The 15081-nt window shown below is 69.4% G+C and carries 18 protein-coding genes and 2 pseudogenes; 12 read left to right on the plus strand and 8 right to left on the minus strand.

Annotated elements, in window-relative coordinates; translation table 11 throughout:
• Nucleotide 1: 1 nt before the first annotated feature.
• Nucleotides 2-1054 (minus strand): glycosyltransferase family 2 protein, encoded by a 1053-nt coding sequence (locus OG352_RS17100; RefSeq protein WP_329217920.1) that lies wholly within the window; start codon nt 1052-1054, stop codon nt 2-4.
• A 132-nt stretch (nt 1055-1186) separates the two neighbouring features.
• Between OG352_RS17100 and OG352_RS17105 the strand changes: the two genes are divergently transcribed.
• Both OG352_RS17105 and OG352_RS17110 read left to right on the plus strand, forming a co-directional pair.
• The gene (locus OG352_RS17105; RefSeq protein ID WP_329217922.1) at nt 1187-2689 is read left to right on the plus strand and encodes an LCP family protein; all 1503 of its coding nucleotides are present in this window, start codon (nt 1187-1189) and stop codon (nt 2687-2689) included.
• A gap of 209 nt (nt 2690-2898) precedes the next feature.
• Nucleotides 2899-3261, plus strand: a complete 363-nt coding sequence (locus OG352_RS17110; protein WP_329217924.1) for a four-helix bundle copper-binding protein — start codon at nt 2899-2901, stop codon at nt 3259-3261.
• A 68-nt stretch (nt 3262-3329) separates the two neighbouring features.
• Here OG352_RS17110 and OG352_RS17115 read toward each other — a convergent pair whose 3' ends face one another.
• Nucleotides 3330-4625, minus strand: coding sequence for an LCP family protein (locus OG352_RS17115; protein ID WP_329217925.1), 1296 nt, complete (start codon nt 4623-4625; stop codon nt 3330-3332).
• A 119-nt stretch (nt 4626-4744) separates the two neighbouring features.
• Between OG352_RS17115 and OG352_RS17120 the strand changes: the two genes are divergently transcribed.
• From OG352_RS17120 to OG352_RS17150, 7 genes and pseudogenes are all read left to right on the plus strand, one after another.
• The gene (locus OG352_RS17120) at nt 4745-5305 is read left to right on the plus strand and encodes an acyl-CoA thioesterase (protein WP_329217926.1); all 561 of its coding nucleotides are present in this window, start codon (nt 4745-4747) and stop codon (nt 5303-5305) included.
• A gap of 290 nt (nt 5306-5595) precedes the next feature.
• Nucleotides 5596-5786: pseudogene (locus tag OG352_RS17125) on the plus strand (hypothetical protein).
• Complete coding sequence (locus OG352_RS17130) at nt 5770-6300, plus strand: DUF6879 family protein (RefSeq protein ID WP_329217927.1); 531 nt, start codon at nt 5770-5772, stop codon at nt 6298-6300. Before OG352_RS17125 ends, OG352_RS17130 begins: the two are co-directional and overlap by 17 nt.
• On the plus strand, nt 6297-7127 hold the full coding sequence (locus tag OG352_RS17135) for a helix-turn-helix domain-containing protein (protein ID WP_329223865.1): 831 nt from the start codon (nt 6297-6299) through the stop codon (nt 7125-7127). Before OG352_RS17130 ends, OG352_RS17135 begins: the two co-directional genes overlap by 4 nt.
• A gap of 232 nt (nt 7128-7359) precedes the next feature.
• Complete coding sequence (locus OG352_RS17140) at nt 7360-7596, plus strand: hypothetical protein (RefSeq protein WP_329217928.1); 237 nt, start codon at nt 7360-7362, stop codon at nt 7594-7596.
• A gap of 105 nt (nt 7597-7701) precedes the next feature.
• Entirely contained in the window at nt 7702-7926 is a 225-nt protein-coding gene (locus OG352_RS17145) for a DUF397 domain-containing protein (protein WP_329217930.1), read from the plus strand.
• A 96-nt stretch (nt 7927-8022) separates the two neighbouring features.
• Nucleotides 8023-8484: a hypothetical protein gene (locus tag OG352_RS17150; RefSeq protein WP_329223866.1), complete on the plus strand. Its 462-nt coding sequence runs from the start codon at nt 8023-8025 to the stop codon at nt 8482-8484.
• Here OG352_RS17150 and OG352_RS17155 read toward each other — a convergent pair.
• Together OG352_RS17155 and OG352_RS17160 are read right to left on the minus strand one after the other, a co-directional pair.
• Nucleotides 8477-8683 carry a DUF397 domain-containing protein gene (locus OG352_RS17155; RefSeq protein ID WP_329217932.1) on the minus strand — a complete coding sequence of 69 codons (207 nt, stop codon included), beginning with the start codon at nt 8681-8683 and terminating at the stop codon, nt 8477-8479. The genes OG352_RS17150 and OG352_RS17155 overlap by 8 nt on opposite strands.
• Nucleotides 8684-8685: 2 nt before the next feature.
• Complete coding sequence (locus OG352_RS17160; RefSeq protein ID WP_329217933.1) at nt 8686-9549, minus strand: helix-turn-helix domain-containing protein; 864 nt, start codon at nt 9547-9549, stop codon at nt 8686-8688.
• A gap of 250 nt (nt 9550-9799) precedes the next feature.
• On the opposite strand from OG352_RS17160, the gene OG352_RS17165 reads away from it, so the two are divergent.
• Nucleotides 9800-10207, plus strand: a complete 408-nt coding sequence (locus OG352_RS17165) for an ATP-binding protein (RefSeq protein ID WP_329217934.1) — start codon at nt 9800-9802, stop codon at nt 10205-10207.
• A gap of 63 nt (nt 10208-10270) precedes the next feature.
• Here the strand turns inward: OG352_RS17165 and OG352_RS17170 are convergent, their stop codons facing one another.
• Nucleotides 10271-11428 carry an acyl-CoA dehydrogenase gene (locus OG352_RS17170; protein WP_329217935.1) on the minus strand — a complete coding sequence of 386 codons (1158 nt, stop codon included), beginning with the start codon at nt 11426-11428 and terminating at the stop codon, nt 10271-10273.
• A gap of 233 nt (nt 11429-11661) precedes the next feature.
• Here OG352_RS17170 and OG352_RS17175 point away from each other — a divergent pair, with 233 nt between their 5' ends.
• Both OG352_RS17175 and OG352_RS17180 read left to right on the plus strand, forming a co-directional pair.
• Complete coding sequence (locus OG352_RS17175; protein ID WP_329217936.1) at nt 11662-13005, plus strand: UDP-glucose dehydrogenase family protein; 1344 nt, start codon at nt 11662-11664, stop codon at nt 13003-13005.
• Nucleotides 13006-13104: 99 nt separating this feature from the next.
• Nucleotides 13105-13209: pseudogene (locus tag OG352_RS17180) on the plus strand (VOC family protein); the annotation flags it as partial.
• A 13-nt stretch (nt 13210-13222) separates the two neighbouring features.
• Here the strand turns inward: OG352_RS17180 and OG352_RS17185 are convergent.
• The 3 genes from OG352_RS17185 to OG352_RS17195 form a co-directional block, all read right to left on the minus strand.
• Complete coding sequence (locus tag OG352_RS17185; RefSeq protein ID WP_329217937.1) at nt 13223-14398, minus strand: dipeptidase; 1176 nt, start codon at nt 14396-14398, stop codon at nt 13223-13225.
• Nucleotides 14399-14500: 102 nt separating this feature from the next.
• A complete protein-coding gene (locus OG352_RS17190) occupies nt 14501-14764 on the minus strand; it encodes a Txe/YoeB family addiction module toxin (RefSeq protein WP_329217938.1) in 264 nt (87 codons plus the stop codon).
• Complete coding sequence (locus OG352_RS17195) at nt 14761-15033, minus strand: type II toxin-antitoxin system Phd/YefM family antitoxin (protein ID WP_329217939.1); 273 nt, start codon at nt 15031-15033, stop codon at nt 14761-14763. Before OG352_RS17195 ends, OG352_RS17190 begins: the two co-directional genes overlap by 4 nt.
• Between the last annotated feature and the right edge of the window lie 48 nt (nt 15034-15081).

Consider the following 15081-nt stretch of genomic DNA (forward strand, 5'->3'; position numbering starts at 1 on the left):
CTCAGTGCGTGTGCGTGTCGCTGAGGACCGCGGGACGCCGCGACGCGATGACCTTCCTGGCCAGCGCCTTCGGGCTGGTCAGGAAGCCGAAGCCCCACGACATGTGCATGGTGGCGAGGGCTACGGGGATCCGCAGCCGGGCCTTCGCCGGCAGCCCCTTGCCGGCCGGCAGCGACCCGGCGACGATCGCCGCGAGGTAGCCGCCGGGGATCAGGAAGCCCAGCGGGGTGAGTACGGCGCCGACCACGAGGCCGGCCGCGATCGCGCACACCGCGGTCGGCGGCGCGAGGTAGCGCAGGTTGATGGAACCCTCGTGGTAGCGGGCGACGACGTGCCGCCAACGGCCGTAGTCCTTGTACTGCTTGGCGAGCGCCCGCGCGCTGGGCCGCGGCCGGTACGACACCTTCAGCTCCGGCGAGAACCAGATCAGGCCGCCCGCCTCGCGGATGCGGAAGTTCAGCTCCCAGTCCTGGGCGCGGACGAACTCCTCGTTGTAGCCGCCCTGTTGCTCCAGCGCCTCACGCCGGAAGACACCGAGGTACACGGTCTCGGCCGGGCCGGCCTGTCCGCCCGTGTGGAAGGCGGCGTTGCCGACCCCGATCTTCGAGGTCATGGCGGCGGCGACCGCGTGCTCCCAGTCGTTCTCGCCCTCGGCGTGCATGATGCCGCCGACGTTCTGCGCGCCGGTCTCCTCCAGGAGCCGTACGGCGGTGGCGATGTAGTTCGGCGAGAGCATGCCGTGCCCGTCGACGCGGACGACGATCGGATGGCGGGAGGCCTTGATCGCGGCGTTGAGGGCGGCGGGCGTGCGGCCGGTCGGGTTGGGCACGGTGTGCACGCGCTTGTTCTCGGAAGACGCGGTCTCCGCCACGAGCTGGGCCGCGATCTCGTCCGTACGGTCCGTGGACGGACCGATGGCGATCACGACCTCCATCTCGCCGGCGTACTCCTGCGCGAGGATCGCTTGGACGGCTCCGCGCAGATGCCGCTCCTCGTCGAGGACGGGCATGATGACGGACACGGCGGGGAGCTGCACGTCGGGCTTGGCGTTCATAGGGGGTTCACGTTACCGCGAACGGGGGACACGGCCCGCCCCGCCGGGTGCGCTGCACCGGTCGGCAGATCGTATGGGCCTACCGTTCCAACGGCTCCCCCCGCCCACGGCCGCCGCCCGGAGGTGCCCCGTATGCCCACCACTCCGCCCCGGTCCCCGCGCCGCCCCCACCCGCAGCGCCACGCCCCGCGACCGCCCGTCCGGCCCCTTCGCCGCACTCGCCGTCCGCGCTGGGCCATGCGGGCGGCGACGACGCTCTCGGTGGTGCTGCTCGCCGCCGCCGGGATCGGCCACTCGGTGATCAGCAGCCTCGACGCGGACATCGCCCGCGTCGACCCCTTCAAGGACATGAAGAACCGTCCGCGGGCCGGTCACGGCATGAACGTCCTGCTGGTCGGCACCGACGGCCGCGACCGGATCACGAAGGCCGAGCGCAGCCGCTACCGGCTGGGCGGGGCCCCGTGCCACTGCACCGACACGATCATGATCGTGCACATCTCGGAGGACCGGGAGCGGGCCAGCGTCGTCAGCCTCCCGCGCGACTCCTACGCCGAGACGCCCCCGCACACCGACCAGGTCACCGGCAAGGCGCACCACGGCCACCCGATCAAGCTCAACGCGGCGTACGCGGAGGGCGGGCCGCAGCTCACCGTGCGCACGGTCGAGAACATGACCCACGTGAAGATCGACCACTACCTGGAGGTCGACTTCGTCAGCTTCATGAAGACGGTGGACGTGCTGGGCGGCGTGAAGATCTGCACGGCCAAGCCCCTCAAGGACTCGTACACGGGCCTGGACCTGGCGCCCGGCACGCACACGCTGCTGGGCGGCGAGGCCCTGCAGTACGTCCGCTCCCGGCACGCGGACGCCACCTCCGACCTGGGCAGGATGAAACGCCAACAGCGTTTCCTGGCGGCCCTGGTGGCCCGGGCGACCTCCTCCGGGATCCTGCTGAACCCGCTGAGGTTCCGGGACGTGACCCGGGCCGTCCTCGGCTCGGTGCGCGCCGACCGCGACTTCGGCACCGACGAACTGCTCGACCTCGGCCGGGCGATGCGCTCCTTCTCCCCCTCCTCCTCCGAGTTCACGACCGTCCCCATCGGCCGGATGGGATACCTGGTGAAGGGCATCGGCTCGACGCTGAAGTGGGACCCGGTGAAGTCGCAGCGCCTCTTCAAGGCCCTGCGCGACGACGAGCCCCTCGCCGCCGCCCACGCCCGGCCGGCCGCCGGCCGGGGCACGCGCGTGGACGTGGCCCCGCAGCAGATCCGGGTCCAGGTCGAGAACGGCACGAGTACGGCGGGCCTGGGCAGGCGCGTGGACGCCGCGCTGGCGGCGACGGGCTTCGACACGACCCGCAGCCCGGCCACGGCGGCCGACCCCACGGTCGCGCGCACGGTCGTCGCCTACGACCCCCGCTGGGACCGCTCCGCGAAGTCCCTCGCGACGGCCCTCCCCGGCAGCGAACTGCGCGCCGTGAAGGGCCTCGGCCCGACGCTCAAGGTCATCGCGGGCGCCGACTTCCGGCAGGTGCGGAAGGTACGGGCGGCGGAGCCGGAGTCGGGGGCGGGGGCCGGTGGTGCGGAGCAGGGGGCGTTCGGGGTGGTTCGGGGGGATGAGGTCGGGTGCTCCTGAGGGGTGTCACGTAGGGGGCGTGGCATCGAGGCCTGACGTTAGGGACGCAGGGGTCTGATGGGGGTCTGATGTAAGGGGGACGTGCGGGACGGTCCCTGAGCCTTAGCCCTGATGGCCGTCGGCCCGATGGCGTGGGGTCCCTGGAGGGCGTAGGACGGAAGGGCACGCGTGGGCCCGCCACGGGCCCCGCTCACCCCCCAGGAGGAGCCATGACCCAGCCCGGAACCATGACCGCCATGAGCCAGCAGATGCAGGACTGCGTCGAGGCGTGCATGTCCTGCCACAGCGTGTGCGAGGAGACCATGAGCTCCTGCATGCAGATGGGCGGCCAGGCCCAGATGCAGATCATGCGCGCGCTCATGGACTGCTCCGAGATGACCCGCATGTGCGCCGACATGATGATGCGGCGCTCGCCCATGTCGGCCGAGATGTGCGCCCTGTGCGCCAAGGCGTGCGAGATGTGCGCGGAGGCGTGTATGGCCATGCCGGACGATCCGCAGATGATGCGCTGCGCCGAGTCCTGTCGGCGCTGCGCCGAGATGTGCCGCACGATGGCGGGCGCCCGGATGTGACCGCTGTCTGAACGCGCTCAGGGGCACCCCCTACGGGTGCCCCTGAGTGCGCCGGCTCGCGGGTCGGGTCAGTTGCCCGAGACGGTGACCTTCTCGTCGTTGTTCAACTCGCTCACCAGCTGCTTCACCTTCGCCTTGTCCCAGACGAGGTTGCCGCCGGAGGAGCCGGAGATCGGCATGTTCATGGAGGTGCCGTCGCCGCCGTTGACGCCCTTCATCGCGAAGAACATCGACCCCAGGTCGTACAGCCCCATGTCCTTGTCGACGATCAGGGAGTCCAGGCCCGCGCCCAGCGTCGGGTACAGCTTGAAGGGGTTCAGGACCGTCGACGGGGTCGCCACCTCGTGGGCCAGGGCCGCGAGGAACTTCTGCTGGTTCTTCGTACGCTCCAGGTCGGACGCGGCGAACGCGTGCCGGGTACGGACGAAGGCGAGGGCCTCCTCACCGTTCAGCTTCTGCTTGCCCGCCTGGAAGTCGGCACCCGAGTACTTGTCCTTGAACGCCTTGTCGATGGTGATCTCGACGCCGCCGACCGCGTCCACGATCTTCGCGAAACCGGCGAAGCCGATCTCGACGTAGTGGTCGATACGGAGGTTGGTGTTGAACTCGACGGTGCGCACGAGGAGTTCGGGACCGTCCTCGGCGTAGGCGGCGTTCAGCTTCACGTGCCGGCCGGTGCCCTTGTACGTCTTGCCGGACTCGGAGCCGACGAACGACGGGATCTCCACGTCGGAGTCACGGGGCAGCGAGACCAGGGTGTCGCCGTTGGACCCGACGTGCAGGATCATCATCGAGTCGGTGCGCTTGCCCTCGGCGGAGCCGGTGTGCAGCTCCTTCTTCTCCGCCGCGGACATGCCCTCACGGCTGTCGGAGCCGACGATCAGGTAGTTCGTGCCGTCGCCCGCCTCGGGCCGGTCGATGACCTTGGCCAGGTCGACCTCGCGGCGCAGCTTGGAGTCGGCCCAGAAGTAGGTGCTCACCGACGTCACGACCAGCACGGTCACGACGGTGATCGCCGTCCACTTGACGCGGCGGCGCCAGTTCGGCGCGGGCCGCGGACCACGGGTGGCGGTGCCACCGGGCCCACCCGGTCCGCCCGGTCCGCCGGGGTCGCCGCCGCCGTAGACCTGGCCCGTGCTGTAGCCGCTGTCGTACCCGGACCCGCGCGCGTCCGTGTAGTCGCCGTGTCCCTGACCGTTGACGTACGACGGCTGCGGCGGGACGCCGGCGCCCTGCGGCGGGGCGGCCGGGCCGCGACGGACCTGCCGCATGACGCGCGCGCTCTCGGGCTGTGCGCCCGCGCTGCCGCTTCCGTACCGGTTGCCGCGGTCGTTGCCGGACCATCCCTCGGGCCAATCGTTCATGCGGACCAGTGTGCAGGGCAGGACTGTGTGCCGTACAAGGGCTGTCGGAAAATCAGGGCCCCGCCGTTGCCAAGCTGACACAAAGTCCCGGCTTGTCCCCGCGGCATAAGGTGGAGGACATGACAGACCAGGTCACCGCGGCGGACTCGGGCAGCAGCACGGACATCCCGGGCAAGCCCACGTCCGCGTCCCGCACCACCCTCAGCCACATCATGACCCACGCCGACACCAACCTGCTGGGCACGGTGCACGGCGGTGTGATCATGAAGCTCGTCGACGACGCGGCGGGCGCCGTGGCCGGACGGCACTCCGGCGGGCCCGCCGTGACCGCGTCCATGGACGAGATGGCGTTCCTGGAGCCGGTCCGCGTCGGTGACCTCGTCCATGTGAAGGCCCAGGTCAACTGGACCGGCCGGACGTCGATGGAGGTCGGCGTCCGGGTCCTCGCCGAGCGCTGGAACGAGTCCGACCCGGCCACCCAGGTCGGCTCGGCCTACCTGGTCTTCGCCGCCGTCGACGCCGACGGCACACCCCGGACGGTCCCCCCGGTCCTCCCGGAAACGGAACGCGACGAACGCCGCTACCAGGAGGCCCAGATCCGCCGCACCCACCGCCTGGCCCGACGACGGGCGATCAGGGAACTGCGGGAGCGGCGGGTGGCGGAGGGGTTGGGGGACTGAGGGCTCTCGGGGCCGGGGGCCAGGGGCAGTCATGCGGTCATGCGCAGACGGCCTCCAGGGAAAAGCCGGGGAGGGAATCCGCCGCGTGACAGGCCACCGAATCCTCCAGGCCAGCCCGTCTCCCCGCGCCTGGGGCGGCAGCGCGTCGCATCTGGCCCCTCAAGACGACGATTTCCAGAAGCGGAAACCGTAGGCCCTTGCCGGGCGTCCGAGAGGACCGGAACGATGAGTCGTAGAGCCGACGATGACCGTTCCGAGCCGGCCAAAACGGATAAGGGGAGTGTGCAGTGGTGAAGCTGACGCGACTTGTGGGTGACTGCGACGAGGGTGAGTGCCCGACGCTGTACGCCACCGACCGCGGAACTCTTGTCGTGCAGGGCGAGCTACTGACCGGGCACGGCAGAGAGATCCCGCTCACGAAGCCCTCGTCGAAATCCCCGTGGACCTGATCCGAAAGGCTGTCCGTGACAACCTCGTCTAACAGCTCTCTGGCGGACTGGTTCACCGCCTTCGAGCAGGAAGCGTTCCGGTTGGAAACGCTGGATGACTACAGCCGGTCAGGAGGAGTGGACGCGTATCACGCTTTCCTAGCAGGCAAAGAACAGCCGGAGTCGTACAAGGCGGCGACCTGGCTGACGACCGTGAGGAGCGCCACCGAGGTCGGCAAGCGTTTCTACCGGGTGCACATCCTGTCCCGCCCGCTGACTGACTATCTCCGCTTCGAACTGTCCTGGGGATATCATCGGAACATGACCGCCGGTGAGGAATTCTTCATCCTCGACGTCACCGAACGTGAGAACCCGATTCCGGATGCCCCCGACTTCTGGCTGTTCGACGACCGGGTCACGGGGGCGATGGCATACGACGACGCCGGAAAGTACCTCGGGAGTGAACTCCTCGGGGAGGACCGGTCAGCCGAGTTCCGGGCTTACCGGGATACAGCACTCGCACACGCCGAGCCGTTCACGGAATGGTGGGCGCGGCACGGGGAGTGAACAGAGCTGAGCTTAGTGCCGCGCTGCGGGCGCTACGGCAGGCATCCGGTAAGGAAGCCAAGGCCGTCGCCCGTGGCGCAGCCATGTCCGGCTCCAAGCTGTCCAAGATCGAGAACGGCAGCGTCATGCCGAGCGTCGTCGACGTGGAGCAGATCCTCACCGCCATAGGCGTGTCCGACGACGTGAAGGCCGAGTACCTGTCGGTCGCCCGGGCAGCGGCGACCGAGACGACAGCGTGGCGACTTTACCGGCGTCTCGGCTATCACCGGAAACAGCAGCAGATTCAGGCGATCGAGGCCCGGACCACTCTACTGCGACTCTTCCAGCCCTCCCTTGTTCCCGGCCTCTTGCAGACTCCTGAATACGTTCAGGCGGTCCTCGGTCGGATGCAACTCGGCGAGGATCAGATGTCACGCGCCATTGGGGCGAGGCTGGCAAGGCAGCACATTCTGTACGAGCCGGGGCGACATCTTCGGTTCATTGTCACGGAGTCCGTACTTCGCTGGAGAATCGTGCCGCCACTGGTGATGGCCGGGCAGCTCGACAAACTTATCTCCGTCTCCCGACTGCCGAGTGTCGACCTCCGAGTGGTACCGCTGTCGGTACGGCAGACGGACTTCCCGAGCCACTCCTTCTCGGTCAAGGACGACCGTCTCGTAACCGTCGAAACCATCCATGCCGAGCTGGCCGTCACCGATCCACGGGATGTCGCTCTGTACGTCCGGAAATTCGAGGGATTCGAGCAGGTCGCTCTCTCCGGGAATGCGATGCGATCCCTGATCACAGGGATCCGCGACGAGTTCTTGCGGCAACAGGAAACAGACTAGAGCCACGTCCTCGGACAGCCGAAGATGGCTCCATGGAGAGCCAAGAGAGAACTTCCGGTCCCCTAGCGGCGACTTCCCTGTCCGAACCGCTCACCGAGCCGTCACCTGAGCCCGGTTGCTCGGACTGTCTGTCCCTGTCGGTGGCCCGGGAGAACGCCCGCTCCACGAGGGACTACAGCGCCGTGTCCGATGCCAACGTGAGGATGCGCCGGCACCGGGCAAAGACCCGCTGATGGACATGCAGACGTGGCGTGACAGTCGTACTCGGGCACAGGACGCCGCGAACGGGCTTCGCGACGCCTTGGCCTCTCTCGGACTTCCTGAGCGTGTGCAGCGGCATCTGCGGCCGATGGTGACTCATTCCGGAACGCCGTTCGTGCACGTGGGGATTCGCAAGGCCGAGGACGTCGAGCGCATGGCGAATGCGCTGCGCAATTCGACGGCCGCCTCTCAGGAAACCAGGTCGTAGCCGAACATATCGCGTATCCCCTCCCCTACCCACTTCCGCCCGTTCTCGGGTGGTAACCGGCCTGCCCATGGCCGGGAATTCGATCAGGAAGCAGGAGGCATATCGATGCAGAACGGAACCGACTTGTACGCCCTCGGCCTCGAATCCATCGACTTCGTTCAGGCCTGTGGTGGGCCGTGCACCGAAGGGTGCGTGGTGCTGGCGCGGATCGCGGACGGGGTCTGGGCGTTGGGTGACAGCAAGCGGCCGGACCTGGAGCCGCTGCGGTTCACGTCGGCGGAGTTGGTGGCCGCCGGGATCGATCCGGCGCGGTTCGGGCTGTCTGGCTGACCTGCGGCGCCACTACGCCGGTCTCGGCCCTACGTCACCGTCGGGTCGGGGCCGGCTTCGTTCTCGGTTCACCCTCTGATGCGAACGGGACGCACGTTGCACCACCACGGCTATCTCTGGACCGGTCCGAAACAGCGTTTCGACCAGGAGGCCTTGCGGCGTCCGCCGTATCCCGACCCGCCCCCGGCCGGCAGCAGGCCCGAGCTGATCCAGCGGTACCGGGAGGTCGTCGCGGAGTTCAACGTCGTGGATCTGCCGCCCATCGAGACGGCCTACTGGCTGCTCAAGCCGCGCACGCTCGTACGGGGGACCTGGGACGAGCCGAAGGAGGCGGCGGCCTGGCTCGGGGAGCGGTTGGGCGAGTACGCGCCCCGGTTCACCGTCGAAACGGAGCGCGAGGTCGGCCGCCTGGCGGGGCTCGTCGAGTCCGCGGTGGAGCGGCTGGCGTGGGGTGGGGACGTGTCACTCGGTTTCTATCTGGAACATCCCTCGTATCTGTCCCTCGCTGTCGTGACCTGCTCGTACGAACGGGCCGAACGGGCCTGTCCGCTCAGGTAGTCGGCGCTTTGCAGGTGTCCAGCAGGGCGTGCAGGGAGGCGGGCGTCGCGTGGAGTACGGCTGCCGGCTCGTCGGACTCGCGTAGCAGCAACGCTTCTCCGCCGGAGGCTACGGCTAGTTCCACGCAGTCGCGGTTTGCGTCGTCGCCGGAGAAGCTGGACTTCTGCCACTGGAGCTCCCGCACGGGCACCTCGCTCACGCTCACAGCCGCTGAGCCAGGCTCCGGATGAGGTTCAGCGACGGCCCCGGGCCGAGGGCTGCGGCCCTCAGTTGGTCGAACATGAGCTTATACGCAGCGACTTGAGCGGTGTCCTCCACGTAGAGGGTGGACACAGCGGTCTCCGTTCGCACCACGTCCGTCTCCGGATCAGGTAGCCCGACGATCCCGAAGGGGCCGTTCACGCCTCGGTGGGATTCGGTGGTGTAGGGCAACACCTGAACCGTCACGTGCTCTTGCTGTGCCATGAGCGCGAGGTGCGCGAGTTGGTCCCGCATGACCTCCGCGCCCCCGAACTTGGCATGCAGCACGGCCTCGTAGAGGACGACCCACAACTCGGGCGGCTGCTCGGCGTGATGGCCCAGGATCTGCTGGCGGTGCATCCGGCCTCGTACGTGCTCCTCCAGTTCATGCTCGGGCGTCTCCAGGCGGCCGCCTCGCTGAAAAAGGACCCTCATGTAGTCGGGCGTCTGGAGCAGGCCGGGGACGAGGATCGTCTCCCAGGAGTGCAGGCTGAGCGCCTTCGACTCCAGCTCGATCAGATCGGCGAACCCGCCGCTGAGCACATCGCCGTAGCGGTTCCACCAGTTGCGTCGTCGGCCCTCGCGCGCCATGTCGGCCAGCGCCTGGGCAAGGGCGTCGTCCTCCACGTCGTAGGCGTGCAGGAGTGCCTTGAGTTCGGCGGCGCGGATCCCGTTCAGTCCCGTCTCGATGCGGCTGATCTTCGCCTTGCCGCACTCCAGAACCTGGGCGGCCGCATCGATCGACAGGCCCGCGCCCTCGCGCAGTCTGCGCAGCTCGGCACCGAGGCGTTTCTGACGGATGGTCGGGTTCTTGCGTGGCGGCATACGGAATGTCCTAGCAGCGCGCGACGCACCGTGAGGTCGAAACGGGCCACTTCACCAGAAGGAGTCATTCCAAGGAGGAACGCTGCACCTTTCTGGCTTCCCGCCACTACCGTCGGAGACAGAGCGCTCCCCCCGCCTCCCACCCCTCACAACCCGGAAGAGCACCGCCACCGCACTCCATGCGGGCGGCGGCGAGGCCACCGTGTGAAGGGTGCGGAACAACCGCCGTCTTCCGACAGGGAGTTCGAACGTGAACAGCCGCCCGCGATCCCCGCACCCCGACGACCCCTGGGAGTACCGCCTCACCCTCCCCCACCACGCCCTCGGCACCGGCGTCGCCCGCAGTACCGTCCGGTCGATCCTCACGCGCCACTCGCTGGGCGGCCTCGTCGACACCGCCGAGTTGCTGACCAGCGAGCTGTGCGGGAACTCGTACCGGCATGCCGGCGGTCCCGCGACCGTGGGCGTGCGGTGGGCGGACGGCACCCTTCACGTCAGCGTGCGGGACGGCAGTGACGTGCTGCCCGCTCCGAGCCCTGGCTGTGTCGAACTGGACGGTGGGCGGGGGCTGTTGCTCGTCAGTCGGTGTGCGCAGGCCTGGGGCAGCCGGGCAGTGGACGGGGACGGGAAAGTCACCTGGTTCGAGTTGCGGCCATGACCGACGTACCTCGCCCCCGCCCGGCGAGGATGCGGGCGGGGGCGAGCACGGCGTCACGGGTTCCTACGGCAGGTTCCTCGCCATCACGATGCGCTGGATCTGGTTCGTGCCTTCATAAATCTGGGTGATCTTCGCGTCGCGCATCATCCGTTCCACCGGGTAGTCGCGCGTGTAGCCGTAGCCGCCGAGGAGTTGGACGGCGTCCGTGGTGACCTCCATCGCGACGTCGGACGCGAAGCACTTCGCCGCCGCGCCCTGGAAGGTGAGGTCGGGGTCCAGGCGTTCGGACTTGGCGGCTGCCGCGTACGTCAGTTGGCGGGCGGCCTCGATCTTCATGGCCATGTCGGCGAGCATGAACTGGATGCCCTGGAAGTCGGCGATCGGCTTGCCGAACTGCTTGCGCTCCTGGACGTAGTTCTTGGCGTAGTCGAAGGCGCCCTGGGCCACGCCGAGGGCCTGTGCGGCGATGGTGATGCGGGTGTGGTCCAGGGTCTTCATCGCCGTCGCGAAGCCCGTGCCCTCGTCGCCGATCATGCGGTCGGCCGGGATGCGAACGTTGTCGAAGTAGACCTCACGGGTCGGGGAGCCCTTGATGCCCAGCTTCTTCTCCGGGGCGCCGAAGGAGACGCCCGGGTCGGACTTCTCGACGACGAAGGCCGAGATGCCCTTGCTGCGCTTCGTGGGGTCCGTCACCGCGAGCACCGTGTAGTACTCGGAGACGCCCGCGTTGGTGATCCAGCGCTTCACGCCGTTCAGGATCCAGTGGTCGCCGTCGCGGACCGCCTTGGTCCGCATGCCCGCCGCGTCCGAGCCCGCGTCCGGCTCGGAGAGGGCGTACGAGAACAGCACGTCACCCTTGGCCAGCGGGGCCAGGTACTTCTTCTTCAGCTCCTCCGAGCCGGAGAGGATCACCGGGAGGGAGCCCAACTTGTTCACCGCGGGGATGAGGGAGGAGGAGACACAGACGCGCGCCACCTCCTCGATCACGATGACCGTCGCCAGCGCGTCCGCGCCTGCGCCGCCGTACGACTCGGGGACGTGCACCGCGTGCAGATCGCTCGCCACCAGGGCGTCCAGCGCCTCCTGCGGGAAGCGGGCGTCCTCGTCCACCGCGGCGGCGTGCGGCGCGATCTTCGCCTCGGCCAGGGAGCGGATGGCGTCGCGGAGCATGTCGTGCTCCTCGGACGGGCGGTACAGGTCGAAGTCAGCCGATCCGGCCACGGTGTCTCACGCTCCAAAACGCTACGGTCACAGCACAGTCACTCACGCTAACTACCGTTAAGTAACTCCAATTTTAAGCGTCCGCCCACCCGAGTGATACGTGAGCTTGGCGACAGGGGTCATGTCATCGGCGTCTCCTCGGCGTCCCGTCCGGGATCTGCCCGGTGAGGGGCGTCCGCACGCCCCGACTATGCTCGGGCGCGCAGCGACGGCATCCCCCACCTGGAGCATTCATGGCCCTCAAGATCACCGTGATCGGCACCGGCTATCTCGGCGCCACGCACGCCGCGGCCATGGCCGAGCTGGGTTTCGAGGTGCTCGCTCTCGACGTGGTGCCGGAGAAGATCGAGATGCTCGAGCGGGGCGAGACCCCGATGTACGAGCCCGGGCTCGAGGAGCTGCTGCGCAGGCACGTCGCCGGGTTCGAGGGGTCCAGCGGGCGGCTGCGGTTCACGATGGACTGGGCCGAGGTGGGGGCCTTCGGCGACGTCCACTTCGTGTGCGTCAACACTCCGCAGAAGCGCGGTGAGTACGCGTGCGACATGTCGTACGTCGAGTCCGCGATCGCGTCGCTGGCCCCGCATCTGGCGCGTCCGGCGCTCGTCGTCGGCAAGTCCACCGTGCCGGTCGGCTCCGCGGAACGGCTGGCCCGGACGATCGCCGAGCTCGCGCCGGCCGGCGAGGACGCCGAGCTCGCCTGGAACCCGGAGTTCCTGCGGGAGGGCCTCGCCGTCGAGGACACGCTGCATCCGGACCGGATCGTGGTCGGGGTGCGCAGTGAGCGGGCCGAGGCGCTGCTGCGGCAGGTGTACGAGAAGCCGGTCGGGGAAGGGTCGCCGTTCGTGGTCACCGACTTCCCCACCGCCGAGCTGGTGAAGACCTCGGCGAACTCCTTCCTCGCCACCAAGATCTCCTTCATCAACGCGATGGCGGAGGTGTGCGAGGCCGCCGGGGGCGACGTCGCGAAGCTGGCCGAGGCCATCGGGCACGACGACCGGATCGGGAAGAAGTTCCTGCGGGCCGGGATCGGTTTCGGCGGCGGGTGTCTGCCGAAGGACATCCGGGCGTTCATGGCGCGGGCCGGTGAGCTCGGGGCCGACCAGGCGCTCACCTTCCTCCGCGAGATCGACTCCATCAACATGCGCCAGCGCGGGCAGATGGTCGACCTGGCCCGGCAGGCGCTGGGGGGCGGGTCCTTCCTGGGGCAGCGGGTCGCCGTGCTCGGCGCGACCTTCAAGCCCGACTCGGACGACGTCCGGGACTCCCCCGCCCTCAACGTCGCCGGGCAGATCCATCTCCAGGGCGGGCAGGTCACGGTGTACGACCCGAAGGGGATGGAGAACGCCCGCCGGGTCTTCCCGACGCTCGGGTACGCCGACACGGCGCTCGATGCCGTACGGGGCGCCGACGCCGTCCTGCACCTCACCGAGTGGCGGGAGTTCCGCGAGCTGGACCCGGCGGCGCTGGGCGAGGTCGCGACGACCCGGCTGATCCTCGACGGGCGCAACGCGCTCGACCCCGTGCTGTGGCGCAAGGCCGGGTGGACGTACCGGGCGATGGGGCGTCCTACCGCCTGAGGCTTCCAGGGGGCAGGAGGAGCGGGTGACGCCGGACCGCCTCGCGTGAGCTACTTCGCGCGGTACCGGCGCATCTTGGCGCGCGCCCCGCACACCTGCATCCTCGCGCTCGGCGCGAAGCCGCTGGACGCGGCGGACCACTCGCGCACCTGGCGGGTGTACGCGGATCCGGCGGGGCACCCGTTCTGCCTGTGCAGTTCCTGAACAGCCCGAGGACTCAGCCGTCCAGGTGGGCGATCTGGGCCGTCGACGGCTCCCGGCGTTCCTGTGCGGCGCGGGCCGTGAAGTCGGCGCTGCGCAGGACGCGCTGCATGTTGCCCCAGGTCAGCAGGGCGATGTCGGTGTCCGGCCAGCCGCGGCGGAGGAGTTCGGCGATCAGGTACGGGTAGCCGGAGGCGTCGGCGAGACCCTGTGGGTGGGCGGCGCCGGAGTCGTACGTGCCGGACAGGCCGACGCTGTCCGGGCCGGCGACCGCGCGGACGTGGTCGAGGTGGTCGGCGACGTCCCGGACGGTCGGGCCGGTCTGCTCGGCGGTCAGCGGCACCAGGCACAGGCCCCCCGCCGCGCCCAGCTCGGCGAGCAGTTCGTCGGGCAGGTTGTCGGGGTGGGGGCGCAGGGCGCGGGCGGCGGAGCGGGTGCACAGGACCGGGGTCTTGGAGAGCGCGAGGGCGCGGCCGGCCGTGGTGTCGGAGGCGCCGGAGAGGTCGGCGAGCACGCCGAGCCGGTTCATCTCCCGCACGACCTCCTCGCCGAACCGGGTCAGCCCCGCCCCGCTCGCCCAGGAGGTGCCGGCGAGGGTGAGGACGCGCAGGCCGAGGGAGTGCAGTACGCGCAGGATGCCGAGGGAGTCGTCGAGCGCGGCGGCCGTGGCCGGGCCCAGGACGATGGCGACGCGGCCGCAGTTGCGGGCGTCGATGACCTGCCCGGCGCTGCGCGCGAGCCGCAGCCCCTCGGGGTGGGCGGCGATCACCGACCGGGCGAGGTCCAGTTGCTCCAGGGTGGCGCCGACGGCGCGGTCGGCGGCGAGGCCCTCGGGCAGGTGCAGCGACCACAGCAGCGCGCCGACGTGGCCCTCGCGCAGCCGGGGCACGTCCGTGTCGACGGCGCTCTCGCCGAGCTGGAGGTCGTACCAGGGCAGGTGGCGCAGGGCCCAGGGCAGTCCGCTGTAGCCGTCGGCGACGGGGTGCGCGGCGAGGAGGGCACGGGCCCGGTCCAGATCGTCGGCCACAGCGACGGCTGCGGCTTCGGCCGGGACCGGGCGGTGCGGGGTGAAGGGGGCGGCCTGCACGTCGTCGAGCTCCTTGTCGAGCTCCTCGTCGTACGCCTCGTCGTACGCCTCGTCGCGTTCGCCGGCCTCGGGGAGGGTGTGCAGTTCGTCCTGGAGGTCGGCCATGACGGTCTCCGTACGTCGATCAGCAGTACGGTCACCGTCCCACGACCGGGGGTGCGCTACCTGGTGGGCGGGGCGTTCGGGGTATCCCCGGAGCAGGTGCCCTCAGTCGTGGTAGTGGTAACGGGCCTTGAGGATCTTCACTTCCTTGTCGTCCGCCCGGTAGACCAGCCGATGCTCGTCGTCGATCCGACGGGACCAGTAGCCGGACAGATCGCCCTTGAGGGGCTCTGGCTTGCCGATGCCGGTGAACGGATCGCGCTGGATCTCGCCGACCAGTCGGGTGATCCGACGGGCCATCCTGCGGTCCGAACCGAGCCGGAACAGGAAGTCCTCCCAGGCGTCCGGGTCGAAGTGGACGCTCCTCACTCGTCCCCCGCCAGGTCCTGCATTTCCTCGACGGTCTTGCCGACCGTGACCGCACCCGCCTTGTCCCGGGCGACGGCTTCCATGAGGCGCCGCGCGTTCGCAGGGGAACGCAGCAGGTAGATGGTCTCCTGCCAGGATTCGAAGTCGTCCGCGGACATCAGCACGGCGTCACCGCCCTTGGAACTGATGCGCACCGGCGTGTGATCGTCGTTGACGCGCTTGATGAGGGGGAACAAGTCCCGGCGGGCTTCACTGGCGCTTATGGTCATCTGCGAACCACCCCTTCGACGACACCCTGACCGGTACCGAAAAAATGT

The organism is Streptomyces sp. NBC_01485, assembly GCF_036227125.1.
GTDB lineage: Bacteria > Actinomycetota > Actinomycetes > Streptomycetales > Streptomycetaceae > Streptomyces.